The organism is Halorubrum gandharaense (assembly GCF_054654575.1).
Map to the genome: position 1 here is coordinate 371,839 of NZ_BAAIET010000002.1, position 20,917 is coordinate 392,755.

The window sequence follows — 20,917 nt, forward strand, 5'->3', positions numbered from 1 at the left end:
CGCTTCTCCTCCCCCTCACCGCTCCCGCTCGAAGCCGGCGGCGAAGGCGTCCGCCCCGATCGTGAGCACCGTGGGTCGGCCGTGCGGGCAGGCGAACGGGCGCTCACACTCCCCGAGTCGGTCGACGAGCGCGCGGGCCTCCTCGTCGCCGAGGGTGTCGCCACGTTTCAGCGATGGGTGACAGGCGAGATCGGCAAGTAGTCGCTCGCGGGCGTCCGCTCCGGATGCCGCCTCGTCGGCCAGGGTCGCGATCGCGTCCCGGAACGCCTCGGGCTCCGCGGTGCGGCCGAACGGAGCCGGAACGCTTGCGAGCCGGACCGTCCCGCCGCCGAACGCACTCGTCTCGAACCCGAGCGCCGCGAGGTCCTCGGCGTGCGCCTCGGCGGCGGCCGCCTCCGGCGCCGACAGCGAGACGGTCACCGGCGGGTCGAGCGGCGCGGTCGCCACGTCCTCGTTCGCGAAGGCCCGCTGGAGGCGCTCGTAGTTGACCCGTTCGTGGGCCGCGTGCTGGTCGACCACCAACAGTTCACCGTCGGCCTCGAACAGCAGGTATAGTTCCGCAAACTGGCCGACCGGCTCCGCGTCCGCGAACGTCGCCGCTCGCGTGCCGTCAGCCTCGCCAGCCGGCGTCAGCGCGGCGTCGATCCCGGTTGCCGTCTCCTCGCGCCGCCGGAGGTCGGCTCCCGTCAGCGCGTCGTGGACGGCGGCCTCGACGGCCGTGGCGACCGCCTCCCCATCCCGCAGCCCGACCTCGCGTTTCGCCGGATGGACGTTCGGGTCGACCCTGTCCGGGGAAAGCTGCACGTCGACGGCCGCCACGGGTTCGCGCCCGTCGGGGAGCAGCCGCCCGTATCCCGCCCGCACCGCGCCGGCGAGGGCGGGGTTCCGGACGGGCCGACCGTTGACGGAAATCCGCACGTGGTCGCGGTTCACACGGGTGACGGCGGGATACGCGAGCACGCCGGCACACGCCACCTCGACGCCAGTATCCGATGTCGCGGTCGCCGTGAACGTCGTCGACTGGCTCGCCGTCTCGCGGTCGTACACGCCGAGCAGCGCGTCGGTCGAGCCGGTGCCGGGCGTCGAGAGCGTCGTCGACCCGTCATGGTCGAGCGTGAACGCCACCCCGGGATTGGCGAGCGCGTAGTCGGCGACGGTGCTGGAGACCCGCGCGAACTCGGCCCCTTCGCTCGCGAGCGCGTCCCGTCGCGCTGGCCGATTCGCGAACAGGTCCCGGACGATGACGGTCGTCCCGCGTGCGCGCCCGGCGTCTCGAACTTCGGGGTCTGCGGAGTCGTCGTCACCTCCTCGGGGTCGCCCGTCCACGACGACGCGCGTCCCGAGCGGACCGCCGTCGTTGGTGACCACCTCCAGCCGCCCGGCGTCGGCGAGGGCCGCAAGCGCCTCCCCGCGAAAGCCGAGCGAGGCCACGCCGACGGGGTCGTCGCCGGGCGCGAGCTTGCTCGTGGCGTGGCGGGCGACCGACAACTGCGCGTCCTCGCGGGACATGCCGTGGCCGTCGTCGGCGACGCGGATCTCGTCCGTGCCGTCGCCCTCGACGGCCACCTCGATTCGGGAGGCGTCGGCGTCGAGCGCGTTGTCGACCAGCTCCGCGACCGCACGAGCGGGGCGGGTCACCACCTCGCCGGCGGCGATCCGGTCGACCGTCGCGTCGTCGAGCCGACGAACGCGGGGCGGGTCGTCCCGGCTCATCGCTGCCCGCCGAACCTGCCTGGCCCGTCGTCGTTCTCGCCGTCGTCGTCCTCGCGATTCCGGTTCGTGCGGTTTCCTCCCTCTCCGTTCCCACGATCCGCCTGCTCCTGCAGATCGTGGAGGGCGTTCAGCGCCTCGATCGGGGTCATCCGTGCGAGATCGAGGTCACGGATCGCGTTCTCCAAGTCGCTCGCCGGCGGTTCCGGTGCTTTCGGAGCTCCGTTCGCCTCGTCAGTGGCGGATCCGGGCCGTGGCGGTCCGTCCGCCGCCGGCGAGTTCGCACCGGATTCCGTCTCACTGGCCTCCGTTTCCTCAAGGAACTCCCGAAGTGACCGTTCCTGTGAGGGCTCTTGGTCGGGCGTCGTTTCGTCGGGGTCCGGCCCTTCGTTTCCCGCCTCTGCACGTTCCGTCTCGTCCGCATCGACGAGCTCGCGCGAGCGCTCGACGACCGTCGAGGGGATCCCCGCCAGCTCGGCCACCTCGACGCCATACGACGACGACGAGGCGCCCCGCACGACGCGGTGGAGGAACGTCACCTCGCCGTCCTCGCGGGTGGCGGTGAAGTGGAGGTTGAACACGCGCTCGCGCTCGTCCGCGAGGTCGGTGAGCTCGTGGTAGTGGGTGGCAAAGAGGGCGGTGGCGCCGAGCTCGTCGTGGAGAAACTCCACGGCGGCGCGAGCGATCGCCCGCCCGTCGGTGGTGGCAGTTCCCCGTCCCACCTCATCAAGGAGCACCAGCGAGTCCGGGCCGGCGTCGTGGAGGATCTCCGTCAGCTCGCTCATCTCGCGCATGAACGTCGACTGGCCGCCGGCGATGTCGTCGGACGCGCCGACGCGGGTGAACACCCGCGAGAGGACGGGGAGCCGCGCGGCCTGTGCGGGGACGAACGACCCCGTCTGTGCGAGTACGACGGCGAGCGCAACCTGCCGCATGTACGTCGACTTTCCGCTCATGTTCGGACCCGTGATCACTGCCACGGAACCGCGTTCGAGGTCGGTCTCGTTCGGGACGAACGACTCCTCGGTGCGCTCGACGACCGGGTGGCGTCCCCCCTCGATCTCGATGCCGGCGCCGGTCCCGATGCCGGCGTCGGGGTCGTCGACCATCTCCGGCCGGACGTAGTCGTGGCGGACGGCCACCGCCGCCAGCGACCGGAGCGCGTCAAGCTCGGCGAGCGCGTCCGCGAGCGCCTGGATGCGCTCGGTGGCGTCGGCAACTTCCTCGCGCACCTCGACGAACAGCTCGTACTCCAGTGCGTCGGCGCGCTCGGCGGCGCCGACGATCTCCTCCTCGCGCTCCTTCAGCTCGGGGATGACGTACCGCTCGCTGTTCTTTAGGGTCTGCCGGCGGCGGTAGTCGTCGGGCACGCGGTCGAGGTTGGCGTCGGTCACCTCGATGTAGTAGCCGTGCACCTGGTTGTGGCCCACGGAGAGCGAGTCGATCCCCGTCCGCTCGCGCTCTTGAGTCTCCAGGTCCGCGACCCACTCACGACCCTCCCGCTCGGTCGCGCGCAGTGCGTCGAGCTCCTCGTCGAACCCCTCGCGGATCACGCCGCCCTCGGTGATCTCCTGTGGCGGATCGGTGGCGATGGCGTCCGCGATCAGCTCGCGCACCTCGGTCAGCTCGTCGAGCCGGTCGTGGAGGTCCCGGAGGTGGTCCGTCCGTGGGAGCGAGACGTTCGGCTCGTCGGTGGCTTCCCCGCTTTCCGCCCCGACGAGCGTCGCCTTCAGCTCCGGCACGACCGCGAGGGTGGTGTGCAGCGACCGGAGGTCGCGGGCGTCCGCCCGCCCCCGCGAGACCCGTCCGATGAGCCGTTCGAGGTCGTACGCCGTCGAGAGCGCGTCGGCGATTGCCTCCCGGGTGAGCGTCCGGTCGGCCAGCTCCCCAACTGCGTCGTGGCGACTCTCGATGGCGGTTGCGTCAACCAGCGGCCGTCGGAGCCACTGCTCCAACCGTCGTCGGCCAAGCGCACAGCTCGTGTCGTCGAACGCGTCGAACAGAGTGTCGCCCGCGCCCAGCCCGCGGTTCTCGAACAGCTCCAGACTCCGCTGGGCGGCGGCGTCCAGCCGCAGGTGGTCGCGGGGGTCGTACCGCCGGATACGGGTGACGTACTCCAGCGGGCCGTCGTCACCCTGGGTGTACTCCGCGTACGCGAGCACGGCGCCGGCGGCACGGATCTCGGCGTCGCCGTCGAATCGCCGGTCGGGCTGCGGGAGGTACGCCGAAAGTCGGTCCTGGGCCGCCCGCGTCTCGAAGACGGCGTCGTCGTAGTCGTGTTCCTCCCAGCCGCGTGCGGCGTCGGCCGGGTCGTATCGCGGAGCGTCGGGGCCGCGGATCAGCTCCGCCGGTGCGATGCGGTCCAGCTCGTCGGCGATCGTGTCGCGGTCGCCGGCGGTGACGAGACACTCGCCCGTGGTGACGTCGACGGCGGCGAGCCCGACGGGTGTCGTTGCGTCGTCAGGATGCTCGCCGCCGTCCTCATCGCTCCCGCGAGCGACCGCCGCCACGTAGTTGGTCGTGCCCGCCTCCAGCAAGTCGTCCTCGACCACCGTCCCGGGCGTGATCACCTCCGTCACCGCCCGGTCGACGAGTCCGGACGCCTGCTCGGCGTCCTCCACTTGGTCGCCGAGCGCAACCCGGTAGCCCGCATCTAGGAGAGAGTCGAGATACGGTGCGGCGTTGTCGATGGGGATCCCCGCCATCGGGTAGTCGCCGGTCGAATCCGACCGCTCCGTGAGCGTCACCTCACAGACGCGGGCGACCGTCTCCGCCGCCTCACAGAACGCCTCGTAGAAATCGCCCACCTGGAACAAGACGAGTGCGTCGGGGTGAGCCGCACAGAGGTCCGCGTATTGGGAGAGCATCGGCGTCAGCTCGTCGCGGACCGCCGCCACGCCGGGCGGCAGTCCAGTGACCGTCTCGCGGTCCGCCGTTGGCATACTCAAAAAACGGGTCAGCCGCGGATATAAACCGCACGGAGCGGCAGGTCCGGATCGGGGTCCGTCTCGGGATCAGGCTTGGAGACTAGTGCTCCTCGCCCGCCCAGTCGCCGCCGACGCGGTCCAGCCCCATCATGTTCTCACCGGCGTGCTCCGTGAACACGACCTTCGCGTTCGGCTCGGGGACGCCGAACTCCTCGACGGCGTGTTCCATCACGGCGACGGCGAACGCGCGCTTGTACTCGAACGGCCGACCCTCGCGGATTTCGGCGTCCAGCAACAGCAGGTCACCCTCGACGGCCCGTCCGAGATGAAGCTCGGAGGGTTCGCGCTCGCGGAGCACGACGGCGACGTGTCCGGCCGTCGTCTCCATCTCCGTCGTGTAGGCGTCGGTGACGAACGCCGCAAACGACTCGCGCGCGGCGGGCGACAGCGACAGGGTGGTCTCGAACTGTAAGAGCGGCATACCCGCGGGTGGGGTTGGTGGTTGTTGACTGTATCGGCGGTGGCAGTGGCGGCGACACGACGGCGGTTGGACGCACCGCTTGATGGGTAGTTTCGAAAGGAAAGGGCATCGGCCCGTGCCGGGAAAAGGTGGCACGAGCCGTCGCCCCTATAGGTCCCCGCTGACGCTTCGGCCCTCCAAAGCGAAGCGTCACCTGAACCAAACGGCGGGAACAACTTAAGGATGCCGGGGGCGGCAGTCGCCGCCGTTGAACAACTGTTCAGACAGTTTTCATCGGGATATTGTCGGGTGATTACACCCGAATAGTGTTCGCAGAATTACTGCTTTGCCGGGTGGTCCTCGCGAAGGCCGGATTGTCCCTCTCCGAGGAGTCGTTCACGGAGCGTGTCGCCGGCGGGCGCCTCGTCGGGCGCGCGAACCAGTCCGCGCTCGCGGAGCTCCGGCACGACGAGGTCGACGAAGTCCGTGAGCGAGTCGGGGCGGACGACCTCCTTCACGTTGAAGCCGTGAACGCCGACCGCCTCGTGCCAGTACTCGAGCTCGTCGGCCACCTGCTCGGGCGTGCCGACGAGCTTCGGCGAGGTGGTGCCGAGCCCGCAGAACTCCGCGACCTCGCGGACGGTCCACTCGCGGTCCGGCTGGGCCTTGGTGAACGCGTTCATCGTCCCCTGGATGGCGTCCGTCTCGATGTGCTCGACTTTGGTGTCGGGGTCGAGTTCCGAGAGGTCCATGTCGAGGAAGCCGGACAACAGCGCCAGCGTCGCCTCCACGTCGACGTGGTTTTTGTACTCCTCGTATTTGGCCTCCGCAATCGCCTCCGTCTCACCGACGACGGGGACGACGCCGATGAAGAACTTCAGGCTCTCGGGGTCGCGACCGTTGTCGGCGGCGCGCGCCTTCACGTCGTCCATGTACTCGCGAACGCCCTCCTCGGTGGGCTGGCTCGCGAAGACGGCCTCCGCGTTGGCGGCCGCGAAGTCGCGCCCGCGGTCCGAGGACCCGGCCTGATACACGACGGGCGTCCGCTGGGGCGACGGCTCACAGCCGTGCGGGCCGGGCACCGAGAAGTGCTCGCCCTCGTGGTCGATGGCGTGGACCTTCTCGGGGTCCGAGTAGCGCCCCGTCTCCGCGTCGCGCTCGACGGCGTCGTCCTCCCAGGAGTCCTCCCAGAGTGCATAACACACATCGAGGAACTCGTCGGCACGGTCGTATCGGGTCTGCTTGTCCATCCGCTCGTCGAGCCCGAGGTTCGCGGCCGCCGACTCCAAATAGGAGGTGACGACGTTGAGCGCGATCCGGCCGTCGGTGAGGTGGTCGAGCGTCGAGAACTCCCGTGCGAGCTGGTACGGGTGGGTGTACGTTGTCGAACGCGTCACCGCGAAGCCGAGGTCGTCGGTGACCTCCGCCATCGCCGGGACGACGAGCTGCGGGTCGTTCGCCGGTGTCTGGACCGCTCGCTCGACGGCGGTGTCGCGGTCGTCACCGTACACGTCGTAGATGCCGCGCACGTCGGCGAAGAACACCGCGTCGAAGCCGCCGCGCTCGGCGGTGCGCGCGACCTCCGTCCAGTACTCGCGGTCGGTGTACTCCGTCGAGCGATCCCCCGGATACCGCCACGACCCCGGCGAGACGTGCTCGACCGAGTTCATCGTGAAGAGGTTGAGGTGCAGGTGGTCGGACATACACAGGGGTACGTCGTCCGGCCGTAATACCCCGGAGATGGTGGCGATAATCGTTGGTTCTTGCCCGGATTCGGCATAGGCGTCCGGAACGCCGGCAAGGTTCGCCTCGCGACGCGGGCAAGGTTCGCCTCGCGGCGTCGGTCGCGGTCCGCCGCGATCCCGGACGTTGCCCCCTGAAAATGCGCCGTCAGGTCGTCGTCGGCGTCCCGACCGTCGAGAGGTACGACGCCAGGTCGGAGGTGGTGATCATCCCGATAGGGGACCCCGTCTCGTCGACGACGGGGACGTGGTGGAAGCCGCCGTCGACCATCTTCGCGGCCACGTCGGCGACGCTGTCCTGTGCGCCCGCCGTCACCAGCCCCGTCGTCATGTACCGTTCGACGGTCGTCTTCGCTTTCGGCTTGCTCTTGGCGACGATCTCCACGAAGTCGGTCGTCGTGAGGATCCCTACCAGCTCCCCGTCGTCGACGACCAGTACCGAGCTGATGTCGTTGTCCAGCAGCACCGCGGCGGCGTCCTCCACCAGCGTGTCCGGGGTGACCGTGTGGAGGTCCGTCGTCATCAGGCGTGCGACGAAGATGTCGTCGATGTCGTCCATACCCGGAAAATGCTCCGCTCCGCTCATAAGGATTGTCATGGGTAGGTGTGGCACCCGACTCAGGAGGGGCGGGTCGCCGGCGGCCGCCGTCCGGCTCAGTCCGGACTGTGGGTCAGATCGGGAAGTCGAGCACCCACGCCGAGACGCCGATGAAGATCACCATCCCGAACACGTCGACCATGTTGGTGACGATGGGGATGGTGGTGTCGTCGGGGTCGATGCCGAGCCGGTAGGAGCCGTACGTCGCCGCAAACGAGAAGACGACGGCGATGGCCGCGACGGCGAGCCCGCTGGTAAGCGAGATGACGAGCAGGTCGCCGAGGCTGAGCACGGCGCCCGTCGCCTGCCCGATACCCCACGCGCCGAGCGCCAGCGCGGTGAAGACGGTGGCGGCGAGCGCGAAGACGGCGGCGACGTTCGCCCAGAGCACGCGGTCGCGCGGGTCGAACTTCGTGGTCCCGAGGTGGAGCCGCGTGGTGAGCCGCGAGGAGAGGATGGCGCCGAGGTTCCCGCCCATGTCCACCATCGTCGGCACCATCACCGCCAGCAGGCCGTACTGCTCCAACATCTCCTCGGCGTCCTCCAGCGTAATGCCTGCCCAGAGGACGATCGCACAGAGCACGACCAGCAGGGGGAACATGTTGGTGACGATAGACTTCGCGTCCCACGAGCCGAGCGACCCGCTGCCGCCGGGGACGACCATCAGAAGGTCACCTCCACGACGAGCACGGCGAACAGCAGGAACACCATCCCGAAGATGTCACCCAGCGTGGTGACGATGGGACCGACGAGATTGTCGGGGTCGTAGCCGCGCTTGTAGCCTAAGAAAATGAGCAACAGCAGCCCGAAGATGAGCACGACGGAGGTGAGCACGCCGGCGACCAGCATGATCGCCACGAGCTCGTACATCGGCGCGGCGTCGCGACCGAGCGCGATGAGCGCGATCCACGAGATGATCCCGATCACGATCGAGATGCCGATTCCGTTGACGAATGAGGCGATAACGGCATTAACCAGCCGCTCCTGTCTCTCGAACCGTGGCTCGATCAGCCCCTGGTGGAGCCCGCTGGAGATCCGCCCGCCGAGCGCCCCGTACACGTTTCCGCGTGTCGCGAGGAACACCGGCACCATCACGAGTAGCCCGGGGAACCGCTCGACGCTCTCGATCAGCTCCTCCAATACGAGTCCGGCGAACAGGCCGCCGGCGAGCGCCACTAACAGGATCGGCAGCGCCTCCCGATAGATGGACCAGAACCCCTCGCGGAAGGTCATGTGCTGTGGTCGGAGAGTTCGATGTTAAAACTACCGAGACGATGAGATATGGGCGTCCGCCGTGCGAGGACTCGCCACTATCCGACGGATTCCGTGGCGTTCGGCTCGTGACCCCGCAACACTCAACAGTCGCCGGCGACTCACACGACACGAGTCGATGGACCCATCAAGAGGACAACGGGACGTGGACCCGCTCGGTGAGGACTACGACCCGTCGGTGTTCTCCCGGGGACTCGACAAGTTGGTCCCGAACGCGCTCGCACGCCGTGCGGTCGCCATCGACGTTGAGACCGACCGTGCGGCGTACGCGCCGGGCGACCGGATCGAGATCCGGGTGACGGTCACGAACCGGCTGCCGGTCCCCATCGAGGTTCCCATCGCCGGGCAGCGCATCTGGGGGTGGACGGTCGACGGCTTCCTTGAGGGCGCCGACGAGCGGACCTACGAGCCCGACGGGAGCCGAACGCTCGCGCTACGCGCCGGCGAGAGCCGGACGTACGAGCGGGAGTGGAACGGCCGGGTGCGCCACGACGCCGCCCGGACGACCTACGACGTCCTCGACCGTGGAGACCACGAGATCACGGCGTTTCTCGGAACCGACCCGAAAAAGACGGCGACGACGACGATCCGGGTCCGCTGACGGACGCCTCGTCGGTCTCCGGACGGTCACGGCCCGTTTCGGGGCGCTGCGGCCTGCGAAAATCACGGAGCGATCCCACGGCTGTAGCCGTCGAGGGATGTCACACCGCGTCGTCGCGGTGGAGGTGGCAGCCCACGAAGTGCCCGCCCTCGCCGTACTCGGACGGCACCGTATAGTGCGGCTTGTCGGTTGCACAGACGGACTGTTCCTCGAACCGCTCCGTGACGAGTTCCTGTGCGTCGTCCCACTCGCGGTCGGCAACCAGTCGACTGACTTCGTCGACGACGTCCCCGGCGGCACCGTCGGGACGGCCGTCGGGGAAGTACTCCGCGTCGACCGTCTCGTCGATGCGCCCGACGGAGAGGCCGGCGTCGTCGTCCGGGTAGTCCGGGGCGAACGTCCGGCGCTGGATCGCCCGCGTGAACGCGAGCACCCGGTCCCACCCCTCGGCATCGAGGTCGTACTCGTTGGGAGCGATCAGCTGTGGACATCGCGTCCGGAACCGGCAGCCGCTCGGCGGGTCGATGGGGCTCGGCACGTCACCCTCCAGCGTTCCGCGTGCGTCGCGGCTCCGCGGGTCCGGGATCGGGATGGCGTCGAGCAGCGCCTGCGTGTACGGGTGTTTGGGGTTCTCGAACAGCTCCTCCTTCCCGGCCAGCTCCGCGATGTGGCCGAGGTACATCACGGCCACCCGGTCGGCGATGTAGCGGACGACCGAGAGGTCGTGTGAGATGACGAGGTAGGTGTAGCCGTACTCGTCCTGGAGCTTTCGCATCGTGTTGAGCACCTGTGCCTGCACGGAGACGTCCAGCGCGGACACCGGCTCGTCACAGACGATGAGGTCCGGGTCCGTCGCCATCGCCCGCGCGAGGTTGATGCGCTGTCGCTGGCCGCCGGAGAACTCGTGGGGATAGCGGTTGTAGTACTCGCGGTCGAGCTCGACGCGGTCCAGCAGCTCCTTGGCGCGCTCGCGCCGCTCCTCGACCGTGTACATGTCGTGGGCCTCCATCGGCTCCTCGATGATCTGTCCCACCTTCATCCGCGGGTTGAGCGAGGACTGCGGGTCCTGAAAGATCATCTGCATATCCCGGCGGAGGGGACGGATCTCCCGCTGGGAGTGCTCGGTGAGGTCGACGCCCTTGAATGACGCGCTGCCGGCGGTGGGCTCGATGAGCTGGAGGATCGTGCGCGCGAGCGTGCTCTTCCCGCAGCCACTCTCGCCGACGAGCGCGAGCGTCTCCCCCTTCCGGAGGTCGAACGAGACGTCGTCGACCGCTTCGACGGAGTCCGAACCGAACAGCCCGGCGAGGAAGCCGGAGTCCGACTGGAAGTGTTTGGTCAGCCCGTCGATCTCCAGTATCGTCTCGCCCATCTCGACCTCGTCGAGCCGGTCGAGCACGCTCATTGCTCGCCCTCCGTCTCCAGCGGCTCGCTCTCCCAGTATCCGATGTCCTCGTGTTTGAGGCAGGCGGCGCGGTGCGACTCGGCGTCCGCGTCCCCCACTGACGTGAACGCCGGCGCGACCTCCCGACACGGCTCCCGCGCGTCGGGACAGCGCGGATGGAACCGACAGCCCGACGGCGGATTGCGCGCGCCCGGCATCGTCCCCGTGATCGGCTCGAGGTCCTCGACCGTCCGGTCGGGACGAGGGATCGAGTTCAACAGCGCCTTCGTGTAGGGGTGTTTCGTGTCGTAGAAGATCTCGTCGATCGGCCCCTGTTCGACGATCTCTCCGAGATACATCACGTTGACGCGGTCACAGATCTCGGCGACGACGCCCATGTCGTGGGTAACCCAGATGAAGCTCGTTCCGTACTCCTCTTGGAGCTCGTTGACGAGTTCGAGTATCTGTCCCTCGACGGTGACGTCGAGGGCGGTCGTCGGCTCGTCGGCGATTATCAGGTTCGGTTGACAGCCGAGCGCCATCGCGATCAGGACGCGTTGACGCATGCCGCCGGAGAACTCGTGTGGGTAGTCGTCGTAGCGGTCGGCTGCCTCAGGGATCCCAACGCGACGAAGCATCTCGATCGCCTCCGCTTTGGCCTCCTTCCCGTCGATGTCGCGGTTGAGTTCGATGAACTCCCTGACCTGTCCGCCGACGGTGTAGACGGGGTTGAGACTCTCCATCGGATCTTGGAAGATGATGGCGATCTCGTTGCCCCGGATCTCCCGGCGCATCTCGGCGTCCGAGAGCATCTCGTCGCGGGGGACGAGCTCCTCGCCGGTGTCCTCGAACCCGACGAGCGTCCGGTCGCCGTACGTCACTTCCCCGCCGACGACCTCGCCGGGCTCCTCGACGAGCCGCATAATGCTGGAGGTCGTTACGCTCTTTCCGGCGCCGGACTCGCCGACGAGCCCGACGATCTCCCCCTGTTTCACGTCGAAGGAGACGCCGTCGACGGCGCGAACGACGCCCCGTTCCGTGTAGAACTGTGTTTTCAGGTCGCTAACGTTGAGAATCGTGTCTGACATGTGTTGGTAAGACTGGAGTAGATCACTTGATTCGCGGGTCGAGCGCGTCCTGTAGCCCGTCGCCGAAGAGGTTGAACCCCATGATCGTGATGAGGATCGCCATGCCGGGCCAGATGCTCATCCACGGATTGGAGTGCATGTACTGGTGTGAGATCCGCAGCATCTCGCCCCAGTCCGGCGTCGGTGGCTGGGCGCCGTAGCCGAGGAACGAGAGTCCCGCGACGATGAGGATGGTGACGCCGATCTGTAGCGTCGCCAGCACCAACACCGGCGCGAAGCTGTTCGGGATCACGTGGCGCCGGAGGATGTCTCTGTCCTTCACGCCCGTCGCGCGGGCGGCCTCGACGTAGTCCATCTCCCTGACGCTGAGCACCCGGCTCCGTATCAGTCGGGCGAACACCGGAATGAAGGCGATCCCCACGCCGAAGACGGCGTAGGTGATGTCGGGGTCACCACCGCTCACGAACACCGTAAAGACGATGACGAGCACGAGCGGCGGGATGGCGTACAGCGTCTCGACGGCACGCATCAGCACGTCGTCGATCCATCCGCCGTAGTAGCCGGAGACCGCACCGACTATCGTCCCCCCGACCAGCCCGAGTCCCGTCGCGATGATCCCGACGAAAAACGAGATCCGGGTCCCGTAGACGAGCCGAGAGATGTAATCACGGCCGTTCCGATCGGTTCCCAGCGGATGTTCGAGCGACCCGCCCTCGACGAAGAACGGCGGCATCCGCCGTTCCGTCGTTCCGGGATCCGGATGTCGCTCGGGGTGATACCACACCGAATCGATGAGCGCGAAGTCGTCGACGCGTCCGAACGAGAGCCGTGAGAGGTTCGCGTCGACCGTCGTCACGACCGCGATGGTGGCCACCACCGCGATCACGTACAGCCCGAAGCGGGCCGTCGCGTCCTCCATGATCTTCCCGAACGTGTGACGCCAGCCGACGCTCGCCTCGAACTCGTCGCCACCTCCCTCGTCTTCCTGTGTCTGTTGTTCGCCGATAGCCATGTTAGCTCTCCTCCCCGTAGGACACGCGGGGATCCACGTACGCGTACGAGATGTCCGTGATGATGACGCCGATGACGAACACGAACCCGATCACGACGGTCGTCCCGAGCGTGAGTTGGTAGTCGTGCGTCTGGATCGCCTGGATCAGGAGCCGTCCCATCCCGTTGATCGAGAACACGGTCTCGATGAGGACGGCACCCCCGATGGCGCTCGTCAGATTGAGACCGATGAGCGTGATGACGGGAAGCTGGGACGGCCGGAACGCGTGCTTTCGAACGATCTTCCGTTCGGAGACGCCGTACGCGCGGGCGAGCTTGACGTACTCCTTCTGGAGCGATTCGATCATCGAACTCCGCTCGACCCGCATGATGGTCGCCATCTGCAGCGTCCCGAGCGCGATCATCGGGAGGATCAGGTGTCTGACCGTCTGGTAGTACAACTCGAGCTGTGAGCCGAGCCCGTAGTGTGACGGGTCACGCCATGGATACACGAGCCTGCCGGAGGGTAACCATCCCAGTTGGACCGAAAAGAGGATGATCAACATGATCCCGATCCAGAACGACGGCGTCGACACGCCGATCAACGCGACGACCCGCGAAACGTGGTCGGCCGGCTTGTTCCGGCGTTTCGCCGCGAGCACGCCGAGCGGAACGGCCGTCACGATCGCGAACGCGAACGCGGAGGCCATAAGCAGCAGCGTCGGCGGCAGCCGATCGATCATGAGGCCCGACACCGGGCGTTCGTAGTACATGCTGAATCCGAGGTCACCCTGTAGCAGTCCCGGCGGGCTCCCGGCGAATCCGGGGACCCCGACGGCTCCGAGGATCCACGACGCCCCGATGTAGTTCAGAAACTGGATGTGTAGCGGTTCGTCGAGCCCGTACCGCGCCTCGATGGCCGCGATCAGTTCCGGGCTCGCTTCCTGCTCGGCAAGCATGAGATCCACCGGATCCCCCGGCATCGCGTTGACGAGCAGAAACGTGATAACGGCGATCCCGAACATGACGGGGATCGACTGTAGCACGCGGTTGAGTGTGTATCGGAGTAGTCCCATTGATTAGTCGTTGACGATGGTTATCAGTGATGTCCGCCCGATTCGTGTGAACGATCGCAGTGGATCGAACGGCGAGTCGGTCGAAGGGTGTGAGCCCGGCGTTACTGTAGCGAGACCGATGGCAGGTCCACGCGCGGGGTCGTGGACGTGCTCGTGTCAGGGAGCACGCCGTCGACGCGACTCTCGTTGATCGCGATCGCGCTCAGCGTGTTCCAACCGGGGATCCAGACGCACTCTTCGAGGAGCTCCTCCGTCACGTCGATATAGTTCTGGCGACGGGTCTCGAAGTCGACAGTTCGTCGCGCTTCTTGGATCTTCTCGTGGAACTCGTCGCTGTCGTAGAAGTGGCCCTGATTGACGCCCTCGCTGTCACGATGGAGCAGGTTGTAGAAGTACGTGTCCGGATCCGCACCGCCGGTCCACCCGAGCGTGTAGGCGTTGTAATCGTCTGCGTCCCCGGTGTCGTACGTGTTGGTGAACGTGTCCCAGTCGAGGCGCTCGACCGTCCCGCCGTACCCGATCTCGTTGAGCCGGTCGGCGGCCAGCTCACACCACTGCTGACGGAGGTCGTCCGGCGGGGAGATGAAGTGGAGCTCCTCACCCTCCTCGATCGCGTCGGAGCCGTCGAGCAGCTCCTGTGCGAGGTCGGGGTCGAACTCGTACGCCATGTCGTTCCACTCGTCGACCGGGAAGTCCCACTCGTCGGCGATCGTCGGCGCGACCGGATAGTTGATGTGCTGTCCGGCCTCGCCGATGACGTCGTCGACGAACGCGCCGATGGAGTGGCAGTGGGCGACCGCACGGCGGACGTCGGGATCCGTGGTCGGGCCTTCGTTCGTGTTGAACGCCATGTAGAACACGCCGGTGTCCGGCGTGGACTCGACGCGGATCCCGTCCTCGTTTTCGATCTGCTCCCAGTCAGCCGGCGGAATGCCCTCCATCACGTCGGTCTCCTGTGCGAGGATCCGCGAGACGCGGCCCGCGTCGTCCTCGGCGGGCTCCCACCGGATCGAGGGGATCTCGCTCGGCTCATCCCAGTAGTCGTCCCATCGCGTGACGTCCGCGAACTCACCGACGACGGCGTCATCGAACTGGTAGGGACCGGAGCCGATCGGGTTCTCCGTGTTGTACGCTTCGGGGTCCGACTGACGTGCTTCGGCGTTGACGACGTGTCGGGCCAACGTCATCTCGGCGAACGCGCCGTACGGGAACTCGAGGTCGAACTGGACGGTGTGCTCGTCTATCGCCTCCGCCGACTCGATCATGTCGACGTCGGGCATGTTGTCGGTCTGCTCCTCGACCGGGGCCAAGTACGTGTGCACGACGTCCTCGGCCGTTACCGGCGTCCCGTCGTGGAACTCGGGTTCCTCCCGGAGCGGGACGATGAACCGCTCGCCGTCGCGCTCGATTTCAGGTTCGGCGGCCGCGATCTTCGGCTGCGGATCGAGCGTCTGCACGTCGTACTCGTAGAGACCGTCGTACACCGTGTGAATGATCTGTTCCGAGTACGCGTCGTTCAGGATGATCGGGTCCCACTCGATCGGCGCCACCTGTTGGGTGATGTTGAGCTGATCGACGATGTCGTCATCGCCGCTGGGGTCCTCCTCACCGTTTTCGCCCGGAAGTTCTTCCGACGGGTCATCGTCGGCACAGCCTGCCAGCAGCAACGGCACGGAAACTGCGGCTCCGCGAGCTATCGCCTGTCTGCGTGTGAGTCGTGAACGGGGATCACTGTCGCGTGACATGGACGGTGCTTTTGAGCATCAGTTTATAAATCTTGTCCAAAGTTACGGGAACCACCTCGAACGATCCGCGCATTTCGAGAAAACGCTGGGATTCTTCGAACTAAGCCTGACGATCGTTTCCACTGGGTCCCTCCCCCTCGCCGGCGTTCTCCGGCATGTTCGTCGCGTCTCACTCAACATCGACGACCGTTCCGACCCCCTTCGAGCCGCCCTCGCGGAAGACGAACCGCTGTCCCTCCTCGACGAGGTACGGCCGAAACTTGAACCGGACCGTCACGCGGCCGGTGTCTCCCGGGAGGAGCTGCCCCCCAGCCGGCCGAAACTCGGCGGCCTCCGAGAGCGTCTCTAGGTGGACGACGGGCTCGTACCCCTCCCGGATCCGAGTCGGGTGGTTGAGCACCATCACCTCGGCCTCGAACTCCCGGACGGCCTGCGGGTCGGCGTCCCGCGGCAACAGCGCCATGCCGCGCTCGATCTCCGCCTCCTCGACGCCCTTCAGCGCGATGCCGACGATGCGGCCGGCGGTCGCCTTGTCCACCCGGTGGTAGTGCATCTCGATGGAGCGCACCTCCACCTCGCGGAAGGAGCCGTCCGGCATGGGACCGAGCAGGAGCTCGTTGCCGGCCTCGACGGTGCCGGAGGTGACCGTCCCCGAGGCAACTGCGCCCACCCCGGTCACCCGGTAGCTCCGGTCGACGTACATGCGGAACGTCTCCCGTTCGGGCGTCGCGCGCTTGGGGAGCGCGGCGAACAGCCGGTCGAGGTCGTCGATCCCCTCGGTCGTCACCGCGCTGGTTCGCAGGACGGGCACCACGCCGTCGCCGACCTCGGCGACCGCCGTGTCGACGCCGTGGCGCTCGACGAGCAGCGGCGTCTGGTTCGCGTCCCGGAGCATCGACTCCACCTCGCGTTCGGCCGCGGCGAGTCGCTCGTCGGTCACGGCGTCCGTCTTGGTGAGCACGACGAGCGTCGGCAGCTCCGTCGCCAGCAGGATCCCGAGGTGTTCCCGAGTGGTCTTCGTCGGACCGTCGTCGGCCGCCACGGCGACGAGCCCGTAGTCGAGCTTCTGGCCCACCAACCCCCGAATCGTCGTGCGGAGCCACGGCTCGTGGCCCACCGTGTCGACGAACGAGACGAGCCGGTCGGCCTCCTCGACGACCGATGCGCGGTCCGTCTTGCGGTGGGGGTTGTCCATCCGCACCGCGTCATCGGGGTCCGGTGACCCCTCCTCGTCCTCCCGGAACCCGTAGACAGCGTACGAGAGGTCCGCGGAGAGGCCGCGCTCGACCTCGTGTGGCTGTACGTCGAGGAAGCTGCGCGTGCTTCCCTGTCCGTCGTCGGCCTTGCCCGTGACGAGCGTGCCGACGAGCGTGGACTTCCCGTGGTCGACGTGGCCCGCCGTCCCCACCACGAGGTGGTCGTCGTCGGCCTCGAACATGCCGCCCTCCCGAATCGTGGCGAGTCCGACGAGCCCCTCGTCGTCGCCGTTTCCGGCCGAGCCCGCGCTCCACGTCTCGACGTCGGCGATGTGGGCGTCTGCCTCCTCAGCCAACAGCGAGAGCACGTCCATCGTCTCCGAGAACGCACGGGGAGAGATGCCCGCGAGCCCGCCGTCGTCGGTGACGCCGAGCACGTAGGTGGCCTCGCCGTCCCCGGAGAGCACGCGATGCCGGAGTTGGGCCACGAGCGACTCCATACGACCCTCCGAGAGGTGTACCTCGCGGGTGAGTCGCTCTTTGAACTCGATGGAGCCGCCGTCGCGCTCGCCGTGGTCGATGGCCCGCCGGAGGGCGGACCGGTCGGCGCTCATAGAAGAGCGTAGGCGACGACGCTTGTTAACGGTTTCCGTGGGTTTGGTACACCCACGCACGAGGTTGCGGCGCCTCGCCCACGTTCGGCGATCGGGTCAGTACCCCTGCGCGTTCCCGTCTTTTCGCGGCTCCGTCGCTCCCGAGAGGACGCCCTCGGCGTCCTTCCGGGCGATCTGCGCGCCGCCGAACAGTCCGGGCGAGAGGGTGCGCACGTCGTGGCCCTTCCGGACGAGTTTGGCGGCCACGTCGTCGTCGAACTGCGGTTCCAAGGCGAGCTCGCCGTCCTCGCGGTAGCGCCAGCGCGGCTCGTCGAGCGCGCGCTGGAGCGGCATCCCGTAGTCGACGATGTTGGAGATCACCTGCACGTGCCCCTGCGGCTGCATGTAGCCGCCCATCACGCCGAAGGCGGCCCAGTCGTCCTCGTCGAACTCGACGAGCCCGGGGATCAGCGTGTGGAACGGGCGCTTGCCCGGCTCGATGACGTTCGGGTGGTCAGCGTCGAGCGAGAACGACGAGCCGCGGTTCTGGAGCGCGATGCCGGTGTCGCCGGCGACCAGCCCGGAGCCGAATCCGGCGAACCGGGAGTTGATGTAGGAGACGACGTTCCCCTCGTCGTCCGCGACGGTGAGGAGTACGGTGTCGGCGTCCTCGGCGACGGCCGCGTTCGGCACGCCGAAGCTCACGTCGTGGTTCGCCTCCTCGCCCACCTCGGCGGCGCGCGTTTCGGCCCACTCCTCGGATGCGAGGGGCGGAACCTCCTCGTACTCGGGGTCGGTGATGTAGCGGTGGCCGTCGTGGAAGGCGACCTTCATCGCCTCGGCGAAGTAGTGGACGCGCTCGGCGGTGTCGTAGTCGTACTCGCCGGCGCCAAGCTTCTCGGCGACGTTGAGTGCCTCCAGCGCGATGAGCCCCTGGTTGTTCGGCGGGAGCTCGTACACCTCGGCGCCGTTGTACGTCGTGGAGACGGGCTCGGGCCACTCGACCTCGAAGTCGGCCAGGTCCTCGACGGTGAGGAAGCCGCCCTCCGACTGCACCTCCGCCGCGATCTGCTCGGCGATCTCGCCCTCGTACACCACGTCGGCGCCCTCCTCGGCGATCGTCTCCATCGACGCGCCGAGCTTCGGCAGCGTGACGTACTGGCCAACGTCGGGGGATTCGCCGTCAAAGAGGAACGCCTCGCGGGCGTGGTCGCTCTCGAACAGCTCCTCGCCGTGCTCCCACTGGGCGGCGACGACCTCCGAGACGGGGAAGCCCTCGGTCGCGTACCGGATCGCGGGCTGGAGCAGGTCGCCGAGCCCGAGGGTCCCGAAGCGCTCGGCGGTCGCCTCCCACCCGCGGGCGGTTCCGGGGACGGTGACGGCCTGAGCGCCCGTCGCCGGCATCTCCGCGTCTGCGGGGTCCTCGGCGTCCGTCTCGTCGTCCGCGGCGACCGCTTCGCGGACGTTTTCGAGGGTGGCGTCCGCCGGCGCGCCGCCACAGGCGCGCATCGCGCCGACCTCGCCGTCGGCCGTTTTGTAGAGGGCGAACACGTCGCCGCCCAGTCCCGTGGAGGTGGGCTCGACGACGTTGAGCGCGGCGGCGGTCGCCACCGCGGCGTCGAAGGCGTTGCCGCCCTGCCGCATGATCTCGATGCCCGCCTCGCTGGCGAGCGGCTGGCTGGTCGAGACGACGCCGCGCGATCCGTAGACGGTGGATCGACGCGAGTTGAACCGGTCGAGGTCTGGTTCCATACGCTCGCTTGCGGGGGCGTCCCACTAAGAACCCCACCGAAATAGTTCGGTGTCGGTGGCTCCCCGAATAGTTCCGGTGTGAGGATTATTCGCCCGGCGTCCGCACCTCTCACCATGACGTTCTCCATCTGCGTTCGTGAGGAGACCGAGGACGGTCCCGTTTTCGCGACGGCCGTCACGACCGACGCGCCCGCGGTCGGCGCGCTCGCGCCGTGTATCGGCGAGCGCGGCGTCGTGAGCACCCAGGCGTTCGTCAACGTCCGGCTCGGCCGTCGCGGCGTCGACCTCCTTGATGCCGTGCCGGTCGAACAGGCGCTCTCCGGCGTGCTCGAACGCGACGCCCACAGCGACCTCCGCCAGCTTCACGGCGTGGACGACACGGGCGTGTTCGTGCACACGGGCGAGAACACCGAGGGCTGGTCCGGCCACGAGACGTACCCCGACGAGGGCGTCACCGTCGCCGGGAACATGCTCGTCGGCCCCGCCACCCTCACCGCGGTCGCGGAGGCGTTCCTCGAAAGCGAGCCCGGGGAGGGAGCGGGTGCTGGCGGGCCGGACCCTGACGCGCCCGACGCCGGCGTCGTCCCCCGCCTGCTCGACGCGCTCGCTGCCGGCATCGAGGCCGGCGGCGACAAGCGCGGCCACAGCTCCGCGGCGGTCCTCGTTCACGCGCCGACGGTGACGCCGTACCACGACCTCCGCGTCGACCACTGCGAGGACGACCCCGTCGTCGAGCTCCGGCGCGTGTACGAGGCCGCCTACGAGGCGACCGACGGCTTCAGCGAGGACTCCAAGGAGCGCGTGTTTCGGTGAGATCGCCCCGTTGTGGGCAAGCTTGGTGAGGAACGCTCACGGCATCTTCACCGGCGGGACGTAGCGGATTGTGAGTGACCACGGGAGTGGGTGTTGCACGTGGGTGGAGGTGGCGTTTATAAGCGAGGCGTTGGTGGGGTTGGTTTCTCTTTATAAGGCGTGTTTGTTCGGTGAGTTGCTGATGATTCGGTGACGGAGACCGCCTTCAAAAGCCCCAGCCGGCTCCGGTCGAGGGGCTCGCTGCGCGCTCAAAAGGGCTCGCACGGCTCGCCCTTTTGAGTGCTTACGTCGCCCGTCGTCCCGGAGCCGGCTGCCCCTTTGAGTCCCGCCCCGCACCGCACAGCGACCGCACCTCACGCCTCCCCAGCCTCGTCGTCGCCTCCGGCGACGACTCCCTCGCGCGCCGACGAGCGCCCAGTGGGGCGCTCGCCGGGCGCGCCACCGCACCGCATGTCTGTTTATCAGAGGAACGCCACACCCTCTCTCGACCGTTTATATGACACGTCGCCGGCGGCGAACTGCAATACTTATTCCCGATCTCGCTCAATAAGCAGCTCCTACTGACCGGCTGTTTCAGTCGAGAATATATTTAAAACCTATATCCGGCACGTCCGTAGCCCCACGTATAATGCAATTCTGCGACGCGTGTGGGTCGATGATGCACACGGAGGACGAACGGTGGGTCTGTCGCGCCTGTGAGAACGTGGAGCCGCGGGACTCGCAGGCGGAAGCGGCGATGGCGACGCGGGAGGGGCAGCGGGATGACGGGGCCCCTGCCGTGGCCGATACGACCCAAGACGCCACCGAGACGATGCAGGAGCCCTGTCCGGCGGACGACTGCGACGGCGACCGGGCCGACTACGAGATGATGCCGAAGCCGGGCGGGTCCTACGAGGTTCGGCTGTTCACCTGCGTGGAGTGTGGCCGCAAGTGGCGCGAGTCCTGACGGCACATCTCGCGCCCGCCCGTT

At 67.8% G+C, this 20,917-nt stretch carries 17 protein-coding genes; 3 read left to right on the top strand and 14 right to left on the bottom strand.

Features of this window, described 5'->3' with window-relative positions; all coding sequences use genetic code 11:
- Positions 1 to 15: 15 nt before the first annotated feature.
- The 7 genes from mutL to ACYQ07_RS10875 all read right to left on the bottom strand — a co-directional run bounded on the left by mutL (position 16) and on the right by ACYQ07_RS10875 (position 8,670).
- Positions 16 to 1,713, bottom strand: a complete 1,698-nt coding sequence (mutL, locus tag ACYQ07_RS10845) for a DNA mismatch repair endonuclease MutL (RefSeq protein ID WP_459881322.1) — start codon at positions 1,711 to 1,713, stop codon at positions 16 to 18.
- Positions 1,710 to 4,652 carry a DNA mismatch repair protein MutS gene (mutS, locus tag ACYQ07_RS10850; protein ID WP_459881325.1) on the bottom strand — a complete coding sequence of 981 codons (2,943 nt, stop codon included), beginning with the start codon at positions 4,650 to 4,652 and terminating at the stop codon, positions 1,710 to 1,712. The genes mutL and mutS overlap by 4 nt, the downstream gene beginning before the upstream one ends.
- Before the next feature lie 85 nt (positions 4,653 to 4,737).
- A complete protein-coding gene (locus ACYQ07_RS10855; protein ID WP_459881328.1) occupies positions 4,738 to 5,118 on the bottom strand; it encodes a tautomerase family protein in 381 nt (126 codons plus the stop codon).
- Between the two features lie 317 nt (positions 5,119 to 5,435).
- Positions 5,436 to 6,800 carry an LLM class flavin-dependent oxidoreductase gene (locus ACYQ07_RS10860; RefSeq protein ID WP_459881331.1) on the bottom strand — a complete coding sequence of 455 codons (1,365 nt, stop codon included), beginning with the start codon at positions 6,798 to 6,800 and terminating at the stop codon, positions 5,436 to 5,438.
- A 187-nt stretch (positions 6,801 to 6,987) separates the two neighbouring features.
- Entirely contained in the window at positions 6,988 to 7,398 is a 411-nt protein-coding gene (locus ACYQ07_RS10865) for a CBS domain-containing protein (protein WP_459881334.1), read from the bottom strand.
- Positions 7,399 to 7,510: 112 nt separating this feature from the next.
- Positions 7,511 to 8,101, bottom strand: coding sequence for a magnesium transporter (locus tag ACYQ07_RS10870; protein WP_459881337.1), 591 nt, complete (start codon positions 8,099 to 8,101; stop codon positions 7,511 to 7,513).
- Entirely contained in the window at positions 8,101 to 8,670 is a 570-nt protein-coding gene (locus ACYQ07_RS10875) for a magnesium transporter (RefSeq protein ID WP_459881340.1), read from the bottom strand. Before ACYQ07_RS10875 ends, ACYQ07_RS10870 begins: the two co-directional genes overlap by 1 nt.
- A gap of 157 nt (positions 8,671 to 8,827) precedes the next feature.
- On the opposite strand from ACYQ07_RS10875, the gene ACYQ07_RS10880 reads away from it, so the two are divergent.
- Positions 8,828 to 9,310, top strand: coding sequence for a DUF7974 family protein (locus ACYQ07_RS10880; protein WP_459881343.1), 483 nt, complete (start codon positions 8,828 to 8,830; stop codon positions 9,308 to 9,310).
- Positions 9,311 to 9,410: 100 nt separating this feature from the next.
- On the opposite strand, the gene ACYQ07_RS10885 is transcribed toward ACYQ07_RS10880, so the two are convergent.
- From ACYQ07_RS10885 to ggt, 7 genes are all read right to left on the bottom strand, one after another.
- Complete coding sequence (locus ACYQ07_RS10885) at positions 9,411 to 10,715, bottom strand: ABC transporter ATP-binding protein (RefSeq protein ID WP_459881346.1); 1,305 nt, start codon at positions 10,713 to 10,715, stop codon at positions 9,411 to 9,413.
- Positions 10,712 to 11,782, bottom strand: a complete 1,071-nt coding sequence (locus ACYQ07_RS10890) for an ABC transporter ATP-binding protein (RefSeq protein WP_459881349.1) — start codon at positions 11,780 to 11,782, stop codon at positions 10,712 to 10,714. Before ACYQ07_RS10890 ends, ACYQ07_RS10885 begins: the two co-directional genes overlap by 4 nt.
- Positions 11,783 to 11,804: 22 nt before the next feature.
- Positions 11,805 to 12,794 (bottom strand): ABC transporter permease, encoded by a 990-nt coding sequence (locus tag ACYQ07_RS10895; RefSeq protein WP_459881352.1) that lies wholly within the window; start codon positions 12,792 to 12,794, stop codon positions 11,805 to 11,807.
- A 1-nt stretch (position 12,795) separates the two neighbouring features.
- Entirely contained in the window at positions 12,796 to 13,848 is a 1,053-nt protein-coding gene (locus ACYQ07_RS10900) for an ABC transporter permease (protein WP_459881355.1), read from the bottom strand.
- 101 nt (positions 13,849 to 13,949) lie between these two features.
- Complete coding sequence (locus ACYQ07_RS10905; protein ID WP_459881358.1) at positions 13,950 to 15,593, bottom strand: ABC transporter substrate-binding protein; 1,644 nt, start codon at positions 15,591 to 15,593, stop codon at positions 13,950 to 13,952.
- Between the two features lie 169 nt (positions 15,594 to 15,762).
- Positions 15,763 to 17,403: a GTPBP1 family GTP-binding protein gene (locus ACYQ07_RS10910; protein WP_459881361.1), complete on the bottom strand. Its 1,641-nt coding sequence runs from the start codon at positions 17,401 to 17,403 to the stop codon at positions 15,763 to 15,765.
- A gap of 96 nt (positions 17,404 to 17,499) precedes the next feature.
- The gene (gene ggt / locus ACYQ07_RS10915) at positions 17,500 to 19,134 is read right to left on the bottom strand and encodes a gamma-glutamyltransferase (protein ID WP_459881364.1); all 1,635 of its coding nucleotides are present in this window, start codon (positions 19,132 to 19,134) and stop codon (positions 17,500 to 17,502) included.
- 114 nt (positions 19,135 to 19,248) lie between these two features.
- Here ggt and ACYQ07_RS10920 point away from each other — a divergent pair, with 114 nt between their 5' ends.
- Together ACYQ07_RS10920 and ACYQ07_RS10925 are read left to right on the top strand one after the other, a co-directional pair.
- The gene (locus ACYQ07_RS10920; protein WP_459881367.1) at positions 19,249 to 19,947 is read left to right on the top strand and encodes a DUF1028 domain-containing protein; all 699 of its coding nucleotides are present in this window, start codon (positions 19,249 to 19,251) and stop codon (positions 19,945 to 19,947) included.
- A gap of 628 nt (positions 19,948 to 20,575) precedes the next feature.
- On the top strand, positions 20,576 to 20,893 hold the full coding sequence (locus tag ACYQ07_RS10925; RefSeq protein ID WP_459881370.1) for an RPA12/RPB9/RPC11 RNA polymerase family protein: 318 nt from the start codon (positions 20,576 to 20,578) through the stop codon (positions 20,891 to 20,893).
- The last annotated feature ends 24 nt before the right edge of the window (positions 20,894 to 20,917 follow it).